Origin of the sequence: Halococcus thailandensis JCM 13552 (assembly GCF_000336715.1) — an archaeon.
Lineage (GTDB): Archaea > Halobacteriota > Halobacteria > Halobacteriales > Halococcaceae > Halococcus > Halococcus thailandensis.
The window spans coordinates 1-15,319 of sequence record NZ_AOMF01000109.1 but is presented as its reverse complement, the minus strand read 5'-3'; the positions used below and the strand labels follow the sequence as shown (position 1 = coordinate 15,319).

General features: G+C 53.4%; 9 protein-coding genes and 3 pseudogenes. 5 read left to right on the top strand and 7 right to left on the bottom strand.

Annotated features, from left to right (window positions below):
* A pseudogene (locus tag C451_RS23645) lies at positions 1-188 on the top strand (IS5/IS1182 family transposase); the annotation flags it as partial.
* A 287-nt stretch (positions 189-475) separates the two neighbouring features.
* Here C451_RS23645 and C451_RS21885 read toward each other — a convergent pair.
* Entirely contained in the window at positions 476-1,045 is a 570-nt protein-coding gene (locus C451_RS21885; protein ID WP_152420419.1) for a homing endonuclease associated repeat-containing protein, read from the bottom strand.
* 413 nt (positions 1,046-1,458) lie between these two features.
* Here C451_RS21885 and C451_RS24340 point away from each other — a divergent pair.
* A pseudogene (locus C451_RS24340) lies at positions 1,459-1,605 on the top strand (IS4 family transposase); the annotation flags it as partial.
* Positions 1,606-1,632: 27 nt separating this feature from the next.
* Here the strand turns inward: C451_RS24340 and C451_RS21880 are convergent.
* Positions 1,633-2,688, bottom strand: a complete 1,056-nt coding sequence (locus tag C451_RS21880; RefSeq protein ID WP_152420418.1) for a hypothetical protein — start codon at positions 2,686-2,688, stop codon at positions 1,633-1,635.
* A 22-nt stretch (positions 2,689-2,710) separates the two neighbouring features.
* The gene (locus C451_RS21875) at positions 2,711-4,978 is read right to left on the bottom strand and encodes a hypothetical protein (RefSeq protein ID WP_152420417.1); all 2,268 of its coding nucleotides are present in this window, start codon (positions 4,976-4,978) and stop codon (positions 2,711-2,713) included.
* An 86-nt stretch (positions 4,979-5,064) separates the two neighbouring features.
* On the opposite strand from C451_RS21875, the pseudogene C451_RS05015 reads away from it, so the two are divergent.
* From C451_RS05015 to C451_RS05005, 3 genes and pseudogenes are all read left to right on the top strand, one after another.
* Positions 5,065-5,979, top strand: a pseudogene (locus tag C451_RS05015) (ADP-ribosylglycohydrolase family protein).
* 147 nt (positions 5,980-6,126) lie between these two features.
* Positions 6,127-6,600, top strand: a complete 474-nt coding sequence (locus tag C451_RS05010; RefSeq protein WP_007738400.1) for a hypothetical protein — start codon at positions 6,127-6,129, stop codon at positions 6,598-6,600.
* Positions 6,600-7,643, top strand: coding sequence for a hypothetical protein (locus C451_RS05005; protein ID WP_007738397.1), 1,044 nt, complete (start codon positions 6,600-6,602; stop codon positions 7,641-7,643). The genes C451_RS05010 and C451_RS05005 overlap by 1 nt, the downstream gene beginning before the upstream one ends.
* Positions 7,644-7,725: 82 nt before the next feature.
* Here the strand turns inward: C451_RS05005 and C451_RS05000 are convergent, their stop codons facing one another.
* The 4 genes from C451_RS05000 to C451_RS04985 all read right to left on the bottom strand — a co-directional run bounded on the left by C451_RS05000 (position 7,726) and on the right by C451_RS04985 (position 15,219).
* Positions 7,726-11,166 (bottom strand): ATP-dependent helicase, encoded by a 3,441-nt coding sequence (locus C451_RS05000; protein WP_007738395.1) that lies wholly within the window; start codon positions 11,164-11,166, stop codon positions 7,726-7,728.
* The gene (locus C451_RS04995) at positions 11,163-12,071 is read right to left on the bottom strand and encodes a RecB family exonuclease (RefSeq protein WP_007738393.1); all 909 of its coding nucleotides are present in this window, start codon (positions 12,069-12,071) and stop codon (positions 11,163-11,165) included. The genes C451_RS05000 and C451_RS04995 overlap by 4 nt, the downstream gene beginning before the upstream one ends.
* The gene (locus C451_RS04990) at positions 12,064-14,127 is read right to left on the bottom strand and encodes a hypothetical protein (protein ID WP_049912971.1); all 2,064 of its coding nucleotides are present in this window, start codon (positions 14,125-14,127) and stop codon (positions 12,064-12,066) included. Before C451_RS04990 ends, C451_RS04995 begins: the two co-directional genes overlap by 8 nt.
* 438 nt (positions 14,128-14,565) lie before the next feature.
* Positions 14,566-15,219 (bottom strand): S16 family serine protease, encoded by a 654-nt coding sequence (locus C451_RS04985; protein ID WP_007738391.1) that lies wholly within the window; start codon positions 15,217-15,219, stop codon positions 14,566-14,568.
* Positions 15,220-15,319 lie beyond the last annotated feature (100 nt).

Here is a 15,319-nt window from a genome sequence, read left to right as displayed (position 1 = left end):
ATCGGAAGCGGTCACGGATCGAGACAGCGATTGGTGTCTGTAAGGATCTCGGCCTCGGGACCCCGCGGGTCCGAGGCCGAGTCAGAGTCGAATCCCACGTCTTCTTGGCGTTGTGTCTTCGGCTCGCGGTTGCACTCACAAATCACGAACGGGATAATGACATCGCTAGTCCAACCATCACCCTATGAGAACCATTCTGCGCCACCGCCNGGCTCGCGGTTGCACTCACAAATCACGAACGGGATAATGACATCGCTAGTCCAACCATCACCCTATGAGAACCATTCTGCGCCACCGCCCGACGCTACCACGAGCACATGGCGAATGCGCTGGATACGACCGTAGATGAGTTCACGGGCAGCGCTGACGAGTATCCCCATCCCGAGTTCGGCGAAGGACTCGTCTCAGCTGACGAATTCTACGACAGCGAGTAGAGATTCACAATTGCAATTCTAGTTGAATGTCCGAGGGATTATCAGAGATTGGGACGGCGTTTGCGAACTTCTGCTGTTACATCGGTCCAACTTTCCCAGTAATTGCAGACAGTGATGGATGATGCAAGTCCGTGAGCATCATATTCGCTCGCTGATGGCACGTGTCCCAGTTCATCTGTCAGATCAAGCACTGAATCAAGCAAGTTTCCCTTCGTATATTGAATTTCTTCTCGTACTGGGAGATCAGCTGCTTTGAGTGCATTGTTCCATGAACCGAAGCGGCGAATGAATGTTCCTGATGAGCAGATACCCACTTCGTTCATCTCTTTTTGAGTTGGAGGGCGTTCCAAGGCGGATGCTGCCATCTGGAGTTCTTCAATGAGGTCCTCCGTTGGAATACGATTTTTTCGCTTCAAATCCCGTTTATCGGAGGGATCAAGACCTGCGGCCCAGAGTACATCATCCCAACTATTGAAACGTTGGATTATTGTTTTGTTTGAGTGATCTCCATGATCTATATATTCTGGTGTCGATGGCGGACGTCCAATCTCTTCTGCAACGCGGCGAACGTCAAGTAGCAGGGTTGTTGTATTCAGTCTGCGATGATTCATGACATATCCACATCGAGTCCGACAATCATTATTCCGTTCATATTGGTGTGTTGAGGTTGATATTGATTAATCCACCTGCGAAAGCCCACGCAGTGCGTGGTGTGCGAGCAGGGTGTGGATAGGTGTCGCTGCTACCAAACGCATTTCATCTGGGGGAACAATCAAGTCGTGAGAATAGAACCCGAACAGCTCGTCTACGCTCGCTCGAACATTACCTCCGCTCGGTATCGGTACGACCGGATCTGCGAACAATTAGAGGAGTTTGAAGAGGATACCACTGGAGTACGTCGATCTATGCAGTACCTTGTTTTTCAAGATATTGCACTTGTAGATTGCCAGATCTGTATTGAAGTGGCTACGAAAGTTATGTTTCCATTGCTTGGATTGAACTATCCCCAAAGCCATGCAATTAGCTTCGACGATGCGGCGACTACCTCGGTTACTCGCCACCGCCGCTGTTAGACCGAATGGCTGCCGACGCACAGAAAATTCATCAGGAACGCCCGATCCTCCAAGAACGGTTCGCTACCGCCACTCAGTCAATCGCTGGAGTTAGCTAAACACATGTTTGCGGAACACAAAAATAGTTAGAATGATTGCGCCATGTCAAATATGGATGCGTACTCACGGTCAGTGTCTTTTGTAGGACTTTCATATCGGCCCCAACCAATGTCAATGCAATTCCCATATCGGGTGCGCAATCCATCATATTTGAGAGGTACGAATGAGGGTTCTTCTATTATTCTAGCCGATCCATCTTGGTCGACAATATGCAATCCAACTTCATTCAGTGTATCTATCTGTAGGATTTCTTCCGCCTCAGCTCTAACGGTTTCTGGAACAGCAAGACTGAGATGTGTTATTGCCCCACTTTCTAGATATTGCTTGAGTTGTGTTTGGACAGCTTCTTTCTTGCCAGGGATACCATCTTCTCCTTTCACTTCAACACCGATGATCTTCTCGTCTGGTTGATTATAATACACGTCTGTTGGGTTCAACGATCCAATGAATGACATAATATCAATTCTTGAAACTGTTCGGGTGGTTTGGTTTGGTAAGACAGCTTCTCGAATTTTTGTGCCTGGAATAGCATTCCATACCTGATGCTGAATCCAAGGCTCGGTCATAATGGATACTGCTGGCATACTGTCTCGGTTGGATGAGATCGCATCGCGTTCGATTGTTATTTGGTTGTGATCAAAGATATTTGGTATTTTAATCCCCCCAACAAACGAAGGATCCATGGGTAAGTCGGCATATAGCTCTTCTACATAATGGGAAGACGCATTATTAAGTGCCAAATCTGGCTCCTGTGATCCGAAGTAGAGTTTGTCAAATTTATTTGTAGATTGATATCGCGCCAGCTGCTCCCATGGCCGATTGTAGTTTTCACGTTCTGGATTGGGTTTTGATATTTTTTCATTATTACCGACCAGAGCTGATTCTTTCTGAAACTCCTCTGGTCCCATTTCACCCACATCTTTGAGTTCAATACCAATATATGAATCCACTGAGGATAAATACCCCACCAGATCAATAATTCCATTCCCCGAAAGGGACACCTCTCCCCAGACCTCGTACCCCTGATCAGTGAGCCATGTCCAAAGTAATTCCTGCATCGTGGGTTCTGTGATATAAGCCATTAGTAGAATTTAGTGAACATCTCTATTTTTCCTTGATGTTTGTGGTCACATCTTGCATGTTTACGATTGGATCGTCTTCTAAGTTCGAGATTATTCTTTCTCGGTTATTGAGATCTGAATGTACAGCTATTTCGGCAACGTGCTCACGAACTTGCCAGTCTGGGTCATCTGATAATGTGTAGAACAGTTCTGCCTTTGAATCTGGGATACCTTCTCCTTCCTTCACTGCTTCTGCGACTACCTTTAGAAGAGGCATTCGAGAAGATACTGGGATTTCATGATATAAATCGAGCAACTCCGAAAGACGACTAGAGTTTAATTCACCTGCCTTCGCTAAAGCCGCATATAACTCGATGCCTCGTTCGCGCTTTGTCCGATTGTCGCTCACTAGATGGGAATTTAGACTTTCAATATTGCTGAGTAGAATATTTGGAACATTCTCTGTCACTGTTTTAACTGTGGCAAATGCCCGGTCATCTGTAATCTTCTCCAACAAAGTTGGAAGTGCCTGATCAAATTCACTTGGGGCGATCGATGCGCAATTTTGGCAAATTGCGATAGAATGTGACTCCACCCGAGCGTCGACTGGATTATGGAGCATAACGAAGATCTGGCCTAATGAGTCAGGTGAATGTGCATAGAACTCGCTTGCATTTTCATCAGCAAGTGAATGAAGCACCTGTAAAGCGCCAGCCCGAACATTTGTATTCCGATCTCCAGCAACTTGCGAGTAGTATAAGAAGCGATCTATCTCTGTATATAGTTGCGCAGGTTCATGAGCCGTCACCGTCTCTAGTACACGTAAACCCCGTTTAATCAAGTAGTATCGATTGTAATGTTTGTCGTCTCGGTAATCGTAGGTAGATACGTCTCCATATTCAAAATTAGGTTCGTGTTCTTCGAAGAGGTCAAGAATTTCATGTGAGAGAATATCACAATAATCCGACGCATTCTCTTGGTCCAAATTATTGTATATGTCTTGGAGGAGACTTCCTAAGTAGTCAGGGTCATCTGATTCTTGCAGGCGCTCTATTTGCGTATCAAGATACGTGTCCGCCCCCCGATCATCAGCCTCTCCTTCATTGCTCGGTGGGTATTCGTGTCCATATCCTTCAGCTCGGTTGAGTCCCTGTAATGCTGTCATTGCCTCTTGTCTGGTGAGTTTACTCTCGTGTTCCAGTAGTTCACGAACTGGCTGGGCGTACGGATTCATGCCATCATTGTTTGTCTCAGGTGAATCGGGCACCTCCACAAACAGATGCCGCAAGACAGCCCCCGCAGTTACAACTGGACCTTGGTCTGAATGTTTTAATAGATCAACAAACTGTTCGGCAAATGGTAATAGCTTTTCAGGGTGATCCTTCGACATATGGACAAGCGTTGTAGATTCAGGAGGTGTACTATAGGGTGAACTAGTATCATAATCTGTGAGTTTTCCATCAGCTAATGCATTAATCACGACCTGAATCTGATCCTTAGAGATAGCCTCTGGAGCTGCATTATACGCCTTATCAAAATCTAATCGACCAGCTGTTATTTCTCTTGAACTACTACCTAGACGAATTTTCTTGACAGCAGAGTCTAAATCAACATTCAGTCGTTCAGCGCTTTCCTGTTGTTCTTTGATAATATCCCCATCGATATTTATATCATATGCTGCAGTTTTCGATGGGCTATCATATATGGAAATTGTTGAATCGCTACTGAACTCAACGTTCGATACAAGATCACAGTTTGCCTCATGCCAAGTTACCAGATCTCCGCTCTCTACAGATAGGATGTAAACACTATTATCATCGCTTGGCGGGGTAGACACGGCCACATAATTTCCTGTCGGTGCTATATCGATCGACATAACGTTCTCGTCAAATTCCTCATCTATAATTTTGTCTCCTTTGCTATTGAGTACTATCACTCGATTTCCTCGTTGATTGTTTGGATTGTCAGTCGATAGAGCATCTTTGAACGCGGCGTTCCCATTGTTAGCTACCCCACCGCCACTGGGTCGATAAGCAGAGTATTCGAATTGAAATTCTCCATTCTTGAATAAAAAGACTCCTTGGTCAACCCTTTCCAAATCTTCCCGCGGTGTTTCTTTTTCTCCATCTGATGAAGAGTCCTGAAGGTGTCCCTCCGCAAGACAAAGAGTATAGTTTTGATTGGTCGACTGTGTGGTTTCTGCAAGGAGTCGATCACCGCTTTTCAGCAACTTTGTTTCATCTGAAGGTACGGCAAAATCTGATGTTCTACCTGTAGTGGTTCCCACCCATCCAGTTTCTCGCTCAACCATAGCATATTGCAAGAATGTAGCACAATTAAATACTTCGTCGGGTACAGAGGGCGTGCTATTAACAGTTAGCTACCACATGATAGGCTATGGACCGACAGGACAGAGCCGAGGGCGTGTTAATGGGGTTGGCCTGCGGCGACACACTCGGTCGGCCCGTGGAGTTTCGCTCACCGAGAGCCATCGAGTCAGAGCATGGCACGCTCACGGAGATGGTCGGCTACGGGACCCATGGCAAGCCTGCGGGGACCATTACCGATGACACCGAGCAGGCGCTGTGCATCGCTCGGAGCCTCGTCGAGCGTGGCGAGTTCACGCCGAATGACATCGCCGAGCGGTTCGTAGCGTGGTACAACGGTGGCCCGTTCGATATCGGAATAATGACCGCCGACGCGCTCGGACGAATCAACGGCGGGGAATCGTGGGAGAGCGCAGGGCAGAACGTCTGGGAGGCAAAAGCCGAGGACTCGAATGCTGGCAATGGAAGCGTCATGCGGTGTGCGCCGCTTGCGCTCGCGTTCGCCGACGATTGGGACACGCTCCAGCGGGTGAGCCGTGACTCGTCATGAATCACGCACGCCGACCCGCGGTGTACACACGGCTGTGCAGTGCTGAATCTCACTATCGCTGCACTGCTTGACAGCGACGACCAGCCGCTCACTAGTGCTCTCGATGCGTTGAATTCTGACGCACCCCAACCCCTTCTCGGATTTCTCGAACCCCTCCCCGACGATGTCGACCCGAAGAAGTTGGAGAACTCCGGATATGTTCTCTCCACGCTGCAGACTGCGCTCTATCATATACTGACGGCTGATTCTGCCGAGTCGGCCATCGTCAACGCCGTCAACCAAGGTGGTGACACCGATACTATCGGTGCCGTCGCTGGAGCGGTTGCCGACACGCGGTTCGGAGTATCGACGCTTCCCGAGCGTTGGCTTGACGCGCTCGCGGTAACCGACGAACTCCCGCGATCTCATCCGTGGGCTCAGCACGCTCTAAGGTGATACACCACGCTGAATCGGGGCTTGTGGCTGGTTCTTGTCTGTTCAAGCACTCTCATGGTCGAAGGAATAGATTACAGCACTAATGAAGAATCCCCCCAGCCGGGCTTGGGCACGAACTACTAAATCCTAGAACGGGAATTACTGGTTATGGTTGACGCGTGGCTCACGACCATGAGCACGAACCTCGAAGCGGTCATCAATCCGCTCGCAGCGGCCTGCGAAGACGGGTTCCTGCCGGACGAACTTCACGTTCTGGAGAACCCAGGAGTCACCGACCAGTTCGACGATATCACGTCGATGATGGAGCGGGTTGTCATTGAGTACGGCGGCGACGCTCCGGAGCTGTCGGCCACACGCCTCGACGAAGAGACTGATTTCCAGCGGATCGTTGAGCACTTCGGCGAGCCGATCTCTCGGCTCCATGACGACGGCGGGACAGCGGCCGTCGACGTGACTCCCGGTCGGAAGTTCATGTCTGCAATTGCGTTCCAGGCAGGCATGCAATTCGAGGCTGACCACGTCTACTACCTCTACATCTCCAACAACCGATTCTACGGACAATTGTACCCGGACGTACCCCGACCAGTGACCGAATTCATCGACTTCACGGAGGTGTTCTGATGCGTCTCCCCCGCCAGCACATGACGCATCTCCTCAACGCACTGTATACCGAGGACGCAACAACCGTGACCGTTGCTCACCCGTGCGAGGACATCGGCGAGTTGCTTCGGATCGATATTTCGGATCCGACGAACACGACAGTCCGATTCTCTCAAGGGGCACTCACGTATCAGGATGCCCGCGAGGAGCTTCATGCAAAGTATGATAAACGAGCGTACGAGGATCTTCCTGGCAAGGAGACGTATATTCGGGCACTCGTCGCTGGGTCGCTCGTCGATATCGAAAACCACGATGAAGTAGAGACATTCTTCCAACGGTACGGCTATCCCGACCTCGGGGCTGGACATCAACCTGTTACACTCGGCATCGACACGAATCTGTTTGCGTGGCGGATACTCGATGCTCTCGAACTCGATCCGGAGCAGTACAGCGACGAGAACGGTCGAACTCCCGTCAATGGCTTCGCGCTCGCCACAGGCATTTACGACGAGCTCAACTGGCACTACAATCACTACGACACTCGTTCCCTCGAGGACGCATTCGGTGAGGAGTTCGGTCGCCTCGATGGCCAGCCCGCGGGCGGGAACCGCGAGGGGTTTCTCGGACTGTACGAGTATCGGCGGCTCCGCGATCACCGCTACGCCGACACCATCGACAGCGATACAGAAGATGAACCGATCATCGACGCGTACGCCGAATACGACGACACTAGTCGCAAACGAGTGATTCTCCTCAGCAACGACTACGGATTCATCGAGTTGGCCCGCGACAAGGGGCTTCTCGCCCAGCATGTGAGCTTTCCAGTGGACATTCCACGAAAAGTAACCGTCTCATGGGACGAGATCGGCGATGTACTCTACACGCTGTCGGTGCTGTTCGGCGTTCTCCGGCTACCGAAAGCGACGATATACGGCGTTTGGAACGGGAAGTCCGGTGATGACTGGCAGCGTCGTCGGATAGACGTGGACTGCCGAAGCGAACGCGTTGAGCAGAAACTGCGTCGCGACCGCGCTATCACGACCGAGTACGAAACGACGCAGTAACGAGGAATCCACCGTTCCTTATCGATGAGAACGCTATACGACGACTGTATAGACAACAGCGATAGCGAATTTCATCCAGAAATCAATCCTTTCTGACTTCCTCAGCAGCGCAGGGAAGTTCATTGTGACGACACCATTGGCAGTGGTCACCAGCGTCGTACCTCTCGAACGTCGTTTCGGAGATGCGGTTCATCGTCGTCAGTACCGTCGATTGGACGGTATCGAGTTCGTGTTCGTCGACCGCTCGCATCTCCATTTTTGGCCCGATATCACCGACGTACGCGTAGCCTGCTCGTGAAACGGGTTCGTCATATAGGTCACGGCAGGCGAGCAAGTAGATCGGGAGTTGCTGATTCTCCTCGATGTCGCGGTGGCGTGCGGTAGCCTTGTAATCAACCACGACTAGTTCGTCTTCTGGGGTCCGATACACTGCATCGATGAATCCGACGAGTTCGTGGCCTTCGATCTCCAGTTGGAACTCTCGTTCAGTGTCGATGACCTCCCAACTGCTCAGTTCCAACTCGAAGTACCGATCGATGCACGCCTTCGCCGCGTCCAGAGCATCGTCGGCACGGCGCTGTCCGGCAAGCCGCTCGCAAATGGCGTACCACTCTTCGGGACTCGCGGCGTTTTCCATGGCCGCGATTTCGGCAGTATCGTGAAACAGGAGACCGACGTTACGCTGGGAAATCCCCTCGTATCCACTCTCGTCGTCATTATACACCTGATAATCCTCGAACGCGTTGACGACGTAGTCGAGATAATGCTGGCGCGGACACGATTCGTAGGCCTCCAGGGAAGTGTAGCTGTGTCGGAGTGCTGGACCGGGCGTGGATGGTCCGTTTAGTGAATCGATATCCAGGCTTGTACCCTCGACGGACTCATCGAGCGTTCCATTTAGCGCCTGATCCGCGAGCGCGAGAACGCGCTCTCTCCCATCTTCGGTCGAGAGCGTATCGTTCTGGTGTGTCACTTCGCCACCGATATCGCCGACCATAGTGCTGGCGAGCGAATCCGTCCAATCAACAGCGGTCGGCGGAAGACACGCTTGGAGATCGCGCCATATCGGGAGGTGACCACTCCGAGAACGCCACGAAAGACTCGCTGGACGGATGTCCTCAACGACGTCGTGAATCGGACGCTCGTCTTCATCCTGCTCGTCCTCATCGACCCCTCCGTGGAGGACGAGAACGTCCTCAGCGCGCGTCATCCCCACGTGGAGGATCCGACGGGCCTCTTTTGCGTCGCGGGCGACAAAGTCCTCGTCGAACGCGGCCGCCGGTCCATCCGTGAGCGCCCCCTCAAGCGCGTCGTAGGTTCGAGAGCTCGGTTCCCACTCATCGGCTGTCAGCCGGGGAAGGAGAACCACCGGGAAGTCCAGTCCCTTGCTTTTGTGGACGGTCATGACGTTGATCGCATCGTCGGCAAGCTCCGGCTGGCTGGTCGGCGTCGATCCACTCTCGTCGAGCAGCGAGTCGTAGTGCTGGAGCGAGTCGATGAACTCCGTCGAGAGCGGTGGTTGAACCGCGTCGTTGCCATATTGTTCGATGACTCCCTCCAGTTCTGCTAGGTCACGGCGTTCCTGCTCGCTGAGGTACCACTCGATGTCGGTCAGATCCTTGAACTCACGATAGAGACGTGCGAGCGAGGCAGTGTCACGGAATTCGAGGAGACGCGAGACATGCTCGCGTGCTTCCTGAATGCGGTCTGGCTCATCGAACTCCGCTACTGGGGCTCCGAGAAGTGCCGTCAAGAGCCCATCATCATGGGTGTTGAGACGCCGGAGGTCGTCGTCAGGGAGACGATACCGCATCGTCAGCACCCGGTTCCAGCTCACCTCGTCCTCTTCGGGACGAGCTAATGCTTTCAGGTAAGCCACGACTGTCCCGACACCGACCGAATTGGTTGCGAGATCCCCCGCAACTTGGTATGGAATTCCTGTCTCCTCAAACACATCGAGAAGCGGTGACGCGTGCTTGTTCTTCCGAACGAGGAGAGCGATGTCGCCGGGGTCGTATGCCTCATCGAGTGCGTCTGCTTCACCACTTAAGAGATTCCTGATGGCAGTGACGAGCTGCTGGACGCGGTCGTCTTCGTCCTCAGCCTCCTCAATCATCGCAACGGTATTGCCCTCATAGTCCGGGTCATCGACACGGGTGAGTGTCTTGTCGCTCTGTCGCCCCTCCAGTCGTTCGAGCGCCTCGTTTGCGAGATCGAGAATCGGCTGGCGCGACCGGAAGTTCTGTTCGAGCGGTTTGTCCCCGAGTCCATCGCCGAACGCGGCGTCGAGTTCGTCGGTGATGTTGGCGACGTGCGCACCACGCCATTCGTAGATGGCCTGGTCGTCGTCGCCGACCACGAATAGGCGTTCATCCGTTACCAGCGACGTGACGAGGTCGAACTGGAGCCGGTCGGTATCCTGAAACTCGTCGCAAAAGATGTAATCCCAGCGTTCTGCCACCTCGTCACCAATATCCGTATCCAGTAGTTCCGCGGTTTCGATGACGAGCCCGTCGAAATCAAGCAGGTTCCGCTCGTCGAGTTCGCTCTCGTAGGCGGCGTACCCCGCGTTCAGGTCCCGCGCCGCCTTGCACTCGTCGAGAAAGTCGCTGAGGTGGTCCGTGAGTTCAAGGTCCAAGTCACCCGGAATGCCGGCCGGTGCACCGCTGCTGTATCCGCCAAGGAGATACTTCGGGAGTTTGTGTGCGTTGTCGGGAAGCGTGCGCTCGCCAGCCTCGTGTTCTTCGAAAGCAGCTTCAAGCGCATCACAGAGGGACACGAGACGGTTGAGGAAGTCGGCGATGCTGGCCTCGACACCCTCCTCACTGAGGGCGTCCCGTTCGGCAGCGATAGCCGTCCGTGCATCTGGAATCCCCTCACAGACGGTCGAGACGGATCGCCCACCAAGATGGTCGCTTGCGATGTCCTCGATGCGCTCCGGTAGTTCGCCAAGGTCGTAGATACGTTCGGCTGGTCCAAGGAACGCGTCGATGTCTTCGGGAGAGATCCCGCTACGCTTCATCGACTCGATGAATGAGAGGAGTTTCGAGGGGGCACTGTTGCCGAATGAATTCCGACCGTAAACGTTCGGCTTGACCGACCGATACTCGATCTCATCAAGGACATCGAGCAGAATGACATACTTTTCGGCGTCGGTCGCCACATCGAAGTCCGGATCGAGACCCGCGTCGTAGGCGTAGTCCCGCAGTATCTCGTTACAAATTGAGTGATAAGTGTAGGCATCCACATCATAGCCTGCCGTCCCAAGCTTCGCGTTGAGTTTCTCGCGCATCGAGTCGGCAGCGTTGTTCGTGAACGTCAACGCGAGGATGCGGTCTGGTGAGACGCTCCCCTCGTCGATGAGGTGCTCTATTTTCCGGACCATCGTGAACGTCTTGCCCGTTCCCGCGCCGGCGAGCACGCGCATCGGATACTCATCGGATTCGATGATCGGCTGCTGTTGTGGCTTTGGGTCGAGATCGTCTACAGCCGTCGGCAACCATTCGGGAGCGTCGTCGCTCATCGGCGCACCTCTTGGGAGAGATAGTCGGCACACATTGCACTAAACGAGCAGTCGGGACAGGCCTCGTCGTTGATAAGGGAGAACGGTTCGGGACTATGTGAGCCACTCGTGATCCCCTCATGGGCACGCTCAACGAGGTTCCAGATCGTGTCGTGGTATTCTTCATATATCTCCATTGTCTTGCGCGGATAGCCGCGAACAGAGATCTCGTAGCCACTTGCGGTACTCTGGAAGGACCGCCGATTAAGCAGTCCATAGAAACTGAACTGCACCGACATCCCCTCCTCGTAAAGATCCGACTGCTTGACACCCTCGACGTAAACAGCGATTTGGAACGCGTTTTGTACCCGCTTTGGGTCGTGATCGGCACGGTCCAGATGATCGGGAAGAACATCGGCCGTGTTCATCGTGATAACGTCATTTAGGGTTCGCTTGTAGTCGATGACGTGTAGACCCTCACTCGTTCTGAGGATATTGTCGGCCTTCCCGTGGAGTCCACGACCATTACGAACGCATTCAAGCCATTTCTCGGTCGCCACCGATTTGTGGGCATGCTCGATACCGTCGCCGCCATCGGGGTCGAAAAAGGAGTCGATGGCTGCTCGGTTCTCGCGTCGCTGGTACTTCTGATGCGCTCGTGAGGCGTATTCGTCAGGATCGAGATGCTTCTCCCACTTGGTGGCGAAAGCATCCATCGCCCGGTCGTGGATGGTCTCTGGATCATCATCCGGCTCGGTCGCTTCGCACACGACCTCGATGGTCTCGTGATAGGCCCGGCCTTGATTTAGATAGAGCCGTGTCTCGTCGGGTGCTCCGATCTTCTGTACGTACTCGTAATCGAACTTTCGCGGACAGTCCGTATACGTTGCGAGGCGCGACGGCGAGAGGAACGTAATGTCACTCACGGCGAATCCTCCCGTCAGCGAATTCGGTTCGCGTACGGAGTGCTCTGCGGAGGTGACCACCACGCTCTCCACTCGCGTCGAGCAGTCGCTGTATCTCCACGAGGTCGGCTTCGAACTCGTCGAGCGAGACGGTCACGTCTTGGCTGTTGGTCCGTCGAACGTCCGCGAGCTCCCGATCAACGCGAGAAAGCAGGTATTCCTCGGCCGCGCGCTCGCTCTTGATGACCGAGTCGTCAGCCTCGGTGACCCATGGCAACTGCCGGTAGGCGTCCGTGAGGAATCGTGACGGCTGTACACGCTCGTCGAGTGCTGTATCCTCGTGTTTGTATAGACAGAAGTAGAGACGGTCCGTAGCCGCGGCCGCACCGACAGCGAGTTGCCTGCGGGCGTGTTCGGCGTGGTACCGCCGAAAGGGACGACTGGACGCCGTTGAGCGAGTCGGGAACGTCGCCTCGACATCCCCGTTTTTGACTGCTGTCACGCCGGGATAATCCGGCATCTTCGCGACGCGTTCGTGGGGGAAGAGTCGCGTCAGCGACGGATCCCCCGGATAGTTCTCGTCGACGACGTTCAGCACGAATACGGCCCGGAACGACCCGTTTTTGAGCGCCTGCAAGTGATCGACTCGAACGCCGCCGTCGAGGTCAGTTGCACGGGTCTGGTTCTGCTGAGGGGCGTACTCATGGGCACGTTCGAGCATCGTGGCGAACGACTCCCATGTCGTGTCGAGAAAATCAGTGTCTTCAACGAACTCTGCCATCGAGAAGACTCGCTTGACGTTTCCGAACTGCGCACGCGCATCCAGCGGTGGCGTCTCCTCGGCGATGCGTGCCTTCATGCTCGAATCGGTCGCCCATCTACGGAGCGGTGCAGAAAGGCCATCCATCGTCTCGACGGACGCGAGGATCGTTTCATCTAGCACAGCGCCATCTGAGAGGAGGGATTGTCGAGCGTCACTCGAAGCTGCCAGATACCGGACAACGCGGAGCAGTTCCCTGATAGCCGGATCGTCACCGAATCCCGTAACGGTCGCCGACGCGGTCGGAATACCTGTCTGTTCGAGCGCACGAATTGTCCCCGTCACGGCTGGCCCACTCTGTTTCAGAGCGACAGCAACATCATCGTACGTCCACCCCTCGCGTTCTTGGAGTTGTTCGATCTCGTCGGCCACCTTCTCGAGTTGCTCGTCGGCCGTTTCCGCCGCAAGAACGCTTACGTCACCCGCCTCGGGGTCCTCGTGAACCGATCTGCGAGCCAGATAGGCAGCCGTCGCACTCGGACGCGTCGCCGGCTCATCACGACCTCCGGATTGTATAGTCGAAAACGAAACGTGGTCCGTGACGGTACCGGGCTCGATCCGTGTTCGTCGAACGCTGGCGTCGGTTTCTGCAATACAGACGAGTTCCAGTTCGTTTGCGAGTGTTGCGAGATAGCCGCGGTCGAGTGGCTGGAACTCCTCGAACTCGACAGCGAGGACTGCCTCCGCGTCGATTGTCTCGTTCCCACGTTCCGTCTCCATGAGGGTCGTCATCGCTGTCGAAATCAGCTGGCCCCGTTCCATATGATCGTGTTTATCGAGCCAATCGTGAAACTCCTCGACGATGCCGGCGACTTCGGCGAGTTCCGGCGTCGTATCAAACGAGCCGTTCTGCCACCCCATTGTCTCCATGAGACGGGCGATATCGGCATGGAAGGTAGGCTGTTCGGCCGCTTGCTGGAAGTACTCGCTTTCCCAATCTCGGTCCTGCAGAAATCGGTGGACGAGTTCACGTCGAATCGCGTCCGAGAGAATAGCTCTCTCGTCAGTTTGATTCACCACGTCGGTTGCTTGTACAACCAGTGACGTTACCCGTGGGACCGCAGCTCCGGGTACCTCATCGTCAAGCATCTCACGGAACGTAGCCATGCTCGTTGGAGATGCAGCAACGGTGAGGATTTCTTCAGGATTGTAGGAATCGAGCAACCGACAATACTGGTCAGTAACGGCTGTATGCAATTCATTAGTCCCAAATGGAGTTGTGACGAGAAGTCCATCAAACGAATCCGTCTCAAGCATAACTAGAACTCCCCTGACGTCGATCGAGTGAATTATTTTTAATTCTAGGATAGGACATAACACGTCGAATGTTTGGGAGCGTAAAATAGGTACTCCTAGTGCTGGTGCTTAATGCCATAACAGCAAACCACCTGCACGGCGATTTTCAAAGAAATTCCGTGGCAGAGGCGGTGGTTCAGAATGAGTACCACACCTTGAGATGGCAAACACCGATTGTGATAGATAGTTTTGTTCTAAGTATTCATATAAGAATACTGATGGATTAATAAAGCAATTTCACTGTCTCAGACCTTGTGAAGACTTCTGCACCAACCCCCCGTGGCAGAATATAGGTTGTGGATTTCTGTGCTTAGCATCGGTAGCGCTGTGATTGTTCCTACTTCGACTTTGTATCGGTGTCTGGTTCCTACCAACAACCATCTACAGATGCATCTAAATCTATTCCAGCTCAATCGCCTTACTAGCGGCATCGAGTGGATCTGTATAGAATACGAGTTGAAGCCGATCGAGGAGTTCATCCGGGATTTTGGGCATATCCTCTTTGTTTTTGGCTGGTAGTAACACCGTCTTCGCACCGGAATCAGCTGCCAGTTGTAGCTTGTCGACTAGCGAGCTTACTGCAACTAGCTCTCCCATCAAACTCATAGCCCCTACTACCACAGCCTGAGAACGGGCAGGGCGGCCAAGAATACCGGAGACGATCCCCACGAGGAGACCAACACTCGTCTCTCCACCTTCATTTGCATCAGATGGATTGAGTACTTGAACATTAATGTTGTACTCATTCAACGTTTCATCGCGGCTAAGCTCCCGCATATTCGCTTGAAGATAGTCGCATGCGGTCTCGAACGATTCCTTCATATTGCTGCCCGGCGTTCCCGAGATGTTCGTCTTTCCTGACCCCGGAAGTGCTTGCGTTTCGATCCGAAATGGGGCGTGTCGACCCTCGCTTTCCCCAATGGTATAGACTGCCCCTGGCTGCTGTGTCCCAGGAGGAATAAGCGCCTCATCAGCTTCTTCCGGAACCGAAACATAGACCTCCTCTTTTGTCGCCAAATCAAGATATGAAAATTCTACTGCTCGATACTCCATACCACCAATACGTTGGTCGCGTCGCAAAGTCCTCTAGACTTTGCCTCTGGTAGCCTCGACTGTGAGGTCACAGCTCATGGTTGTTTTGGTTGATCGGTTG

Bases quoted from the DNA above. Each gene is read 5' to 3' on its own strand.
- C451_RS05010 (WP_007738400.1), top strand. From the start codon at position 6,127: ATGGTTGACGCGTGGCTCACGACCATGAGCACGAACCTCGAAGCGGTC.
- C451_RS21885 (WP_152420419.1), bottom strand. From the start codon at position 1,045: ATGAATCATCGCAGACTGAATACAACAACCCTGCTACTTGACGTTCGC.
- C451_RS04990 (WP_049912971.1), bottom strand. From the start codon at position 14,127: ATGCTTGAGACGGATTCGTTTGATGGACTTCTCGTCACAACTCCATTT.
- C451_RS05000 (WP_007738395.1), bottom strand. From the start codon at position 11,166: ATGAGCGACGACGCTCCCGAATGGTTGCCGACGGCTGTAGACGATCTC.
- C451_RS05005 (WP_007738397.1), top strand. From the start codon at position 6,600: ATGCGTCTCCCCCGCCAGCACATGACGCATCTCCTCAACGCACTGTAT.
- C451_RS21875 (WP_152420417.1), bottom strand. From the start codon at position 4,978: ATGGTTGAGCGAGAAACTGGATGGGTGGGAACCACTACAGGTAGAACA.
- C451_RS04985 (WP_007738391.1), bottom strand. From the start codon at position 15,219: ATGGAGTATCGAGCAGTAGAATTTTCATATCTTGATTTGGCGACAAAA.
- C451_RS21880 (WP_152420418.1), bottom strand. From the start codon at position 2,688: ATGGCTTATATCACAGAACCCACGATGCAGGAATTACTTTGGACATGG.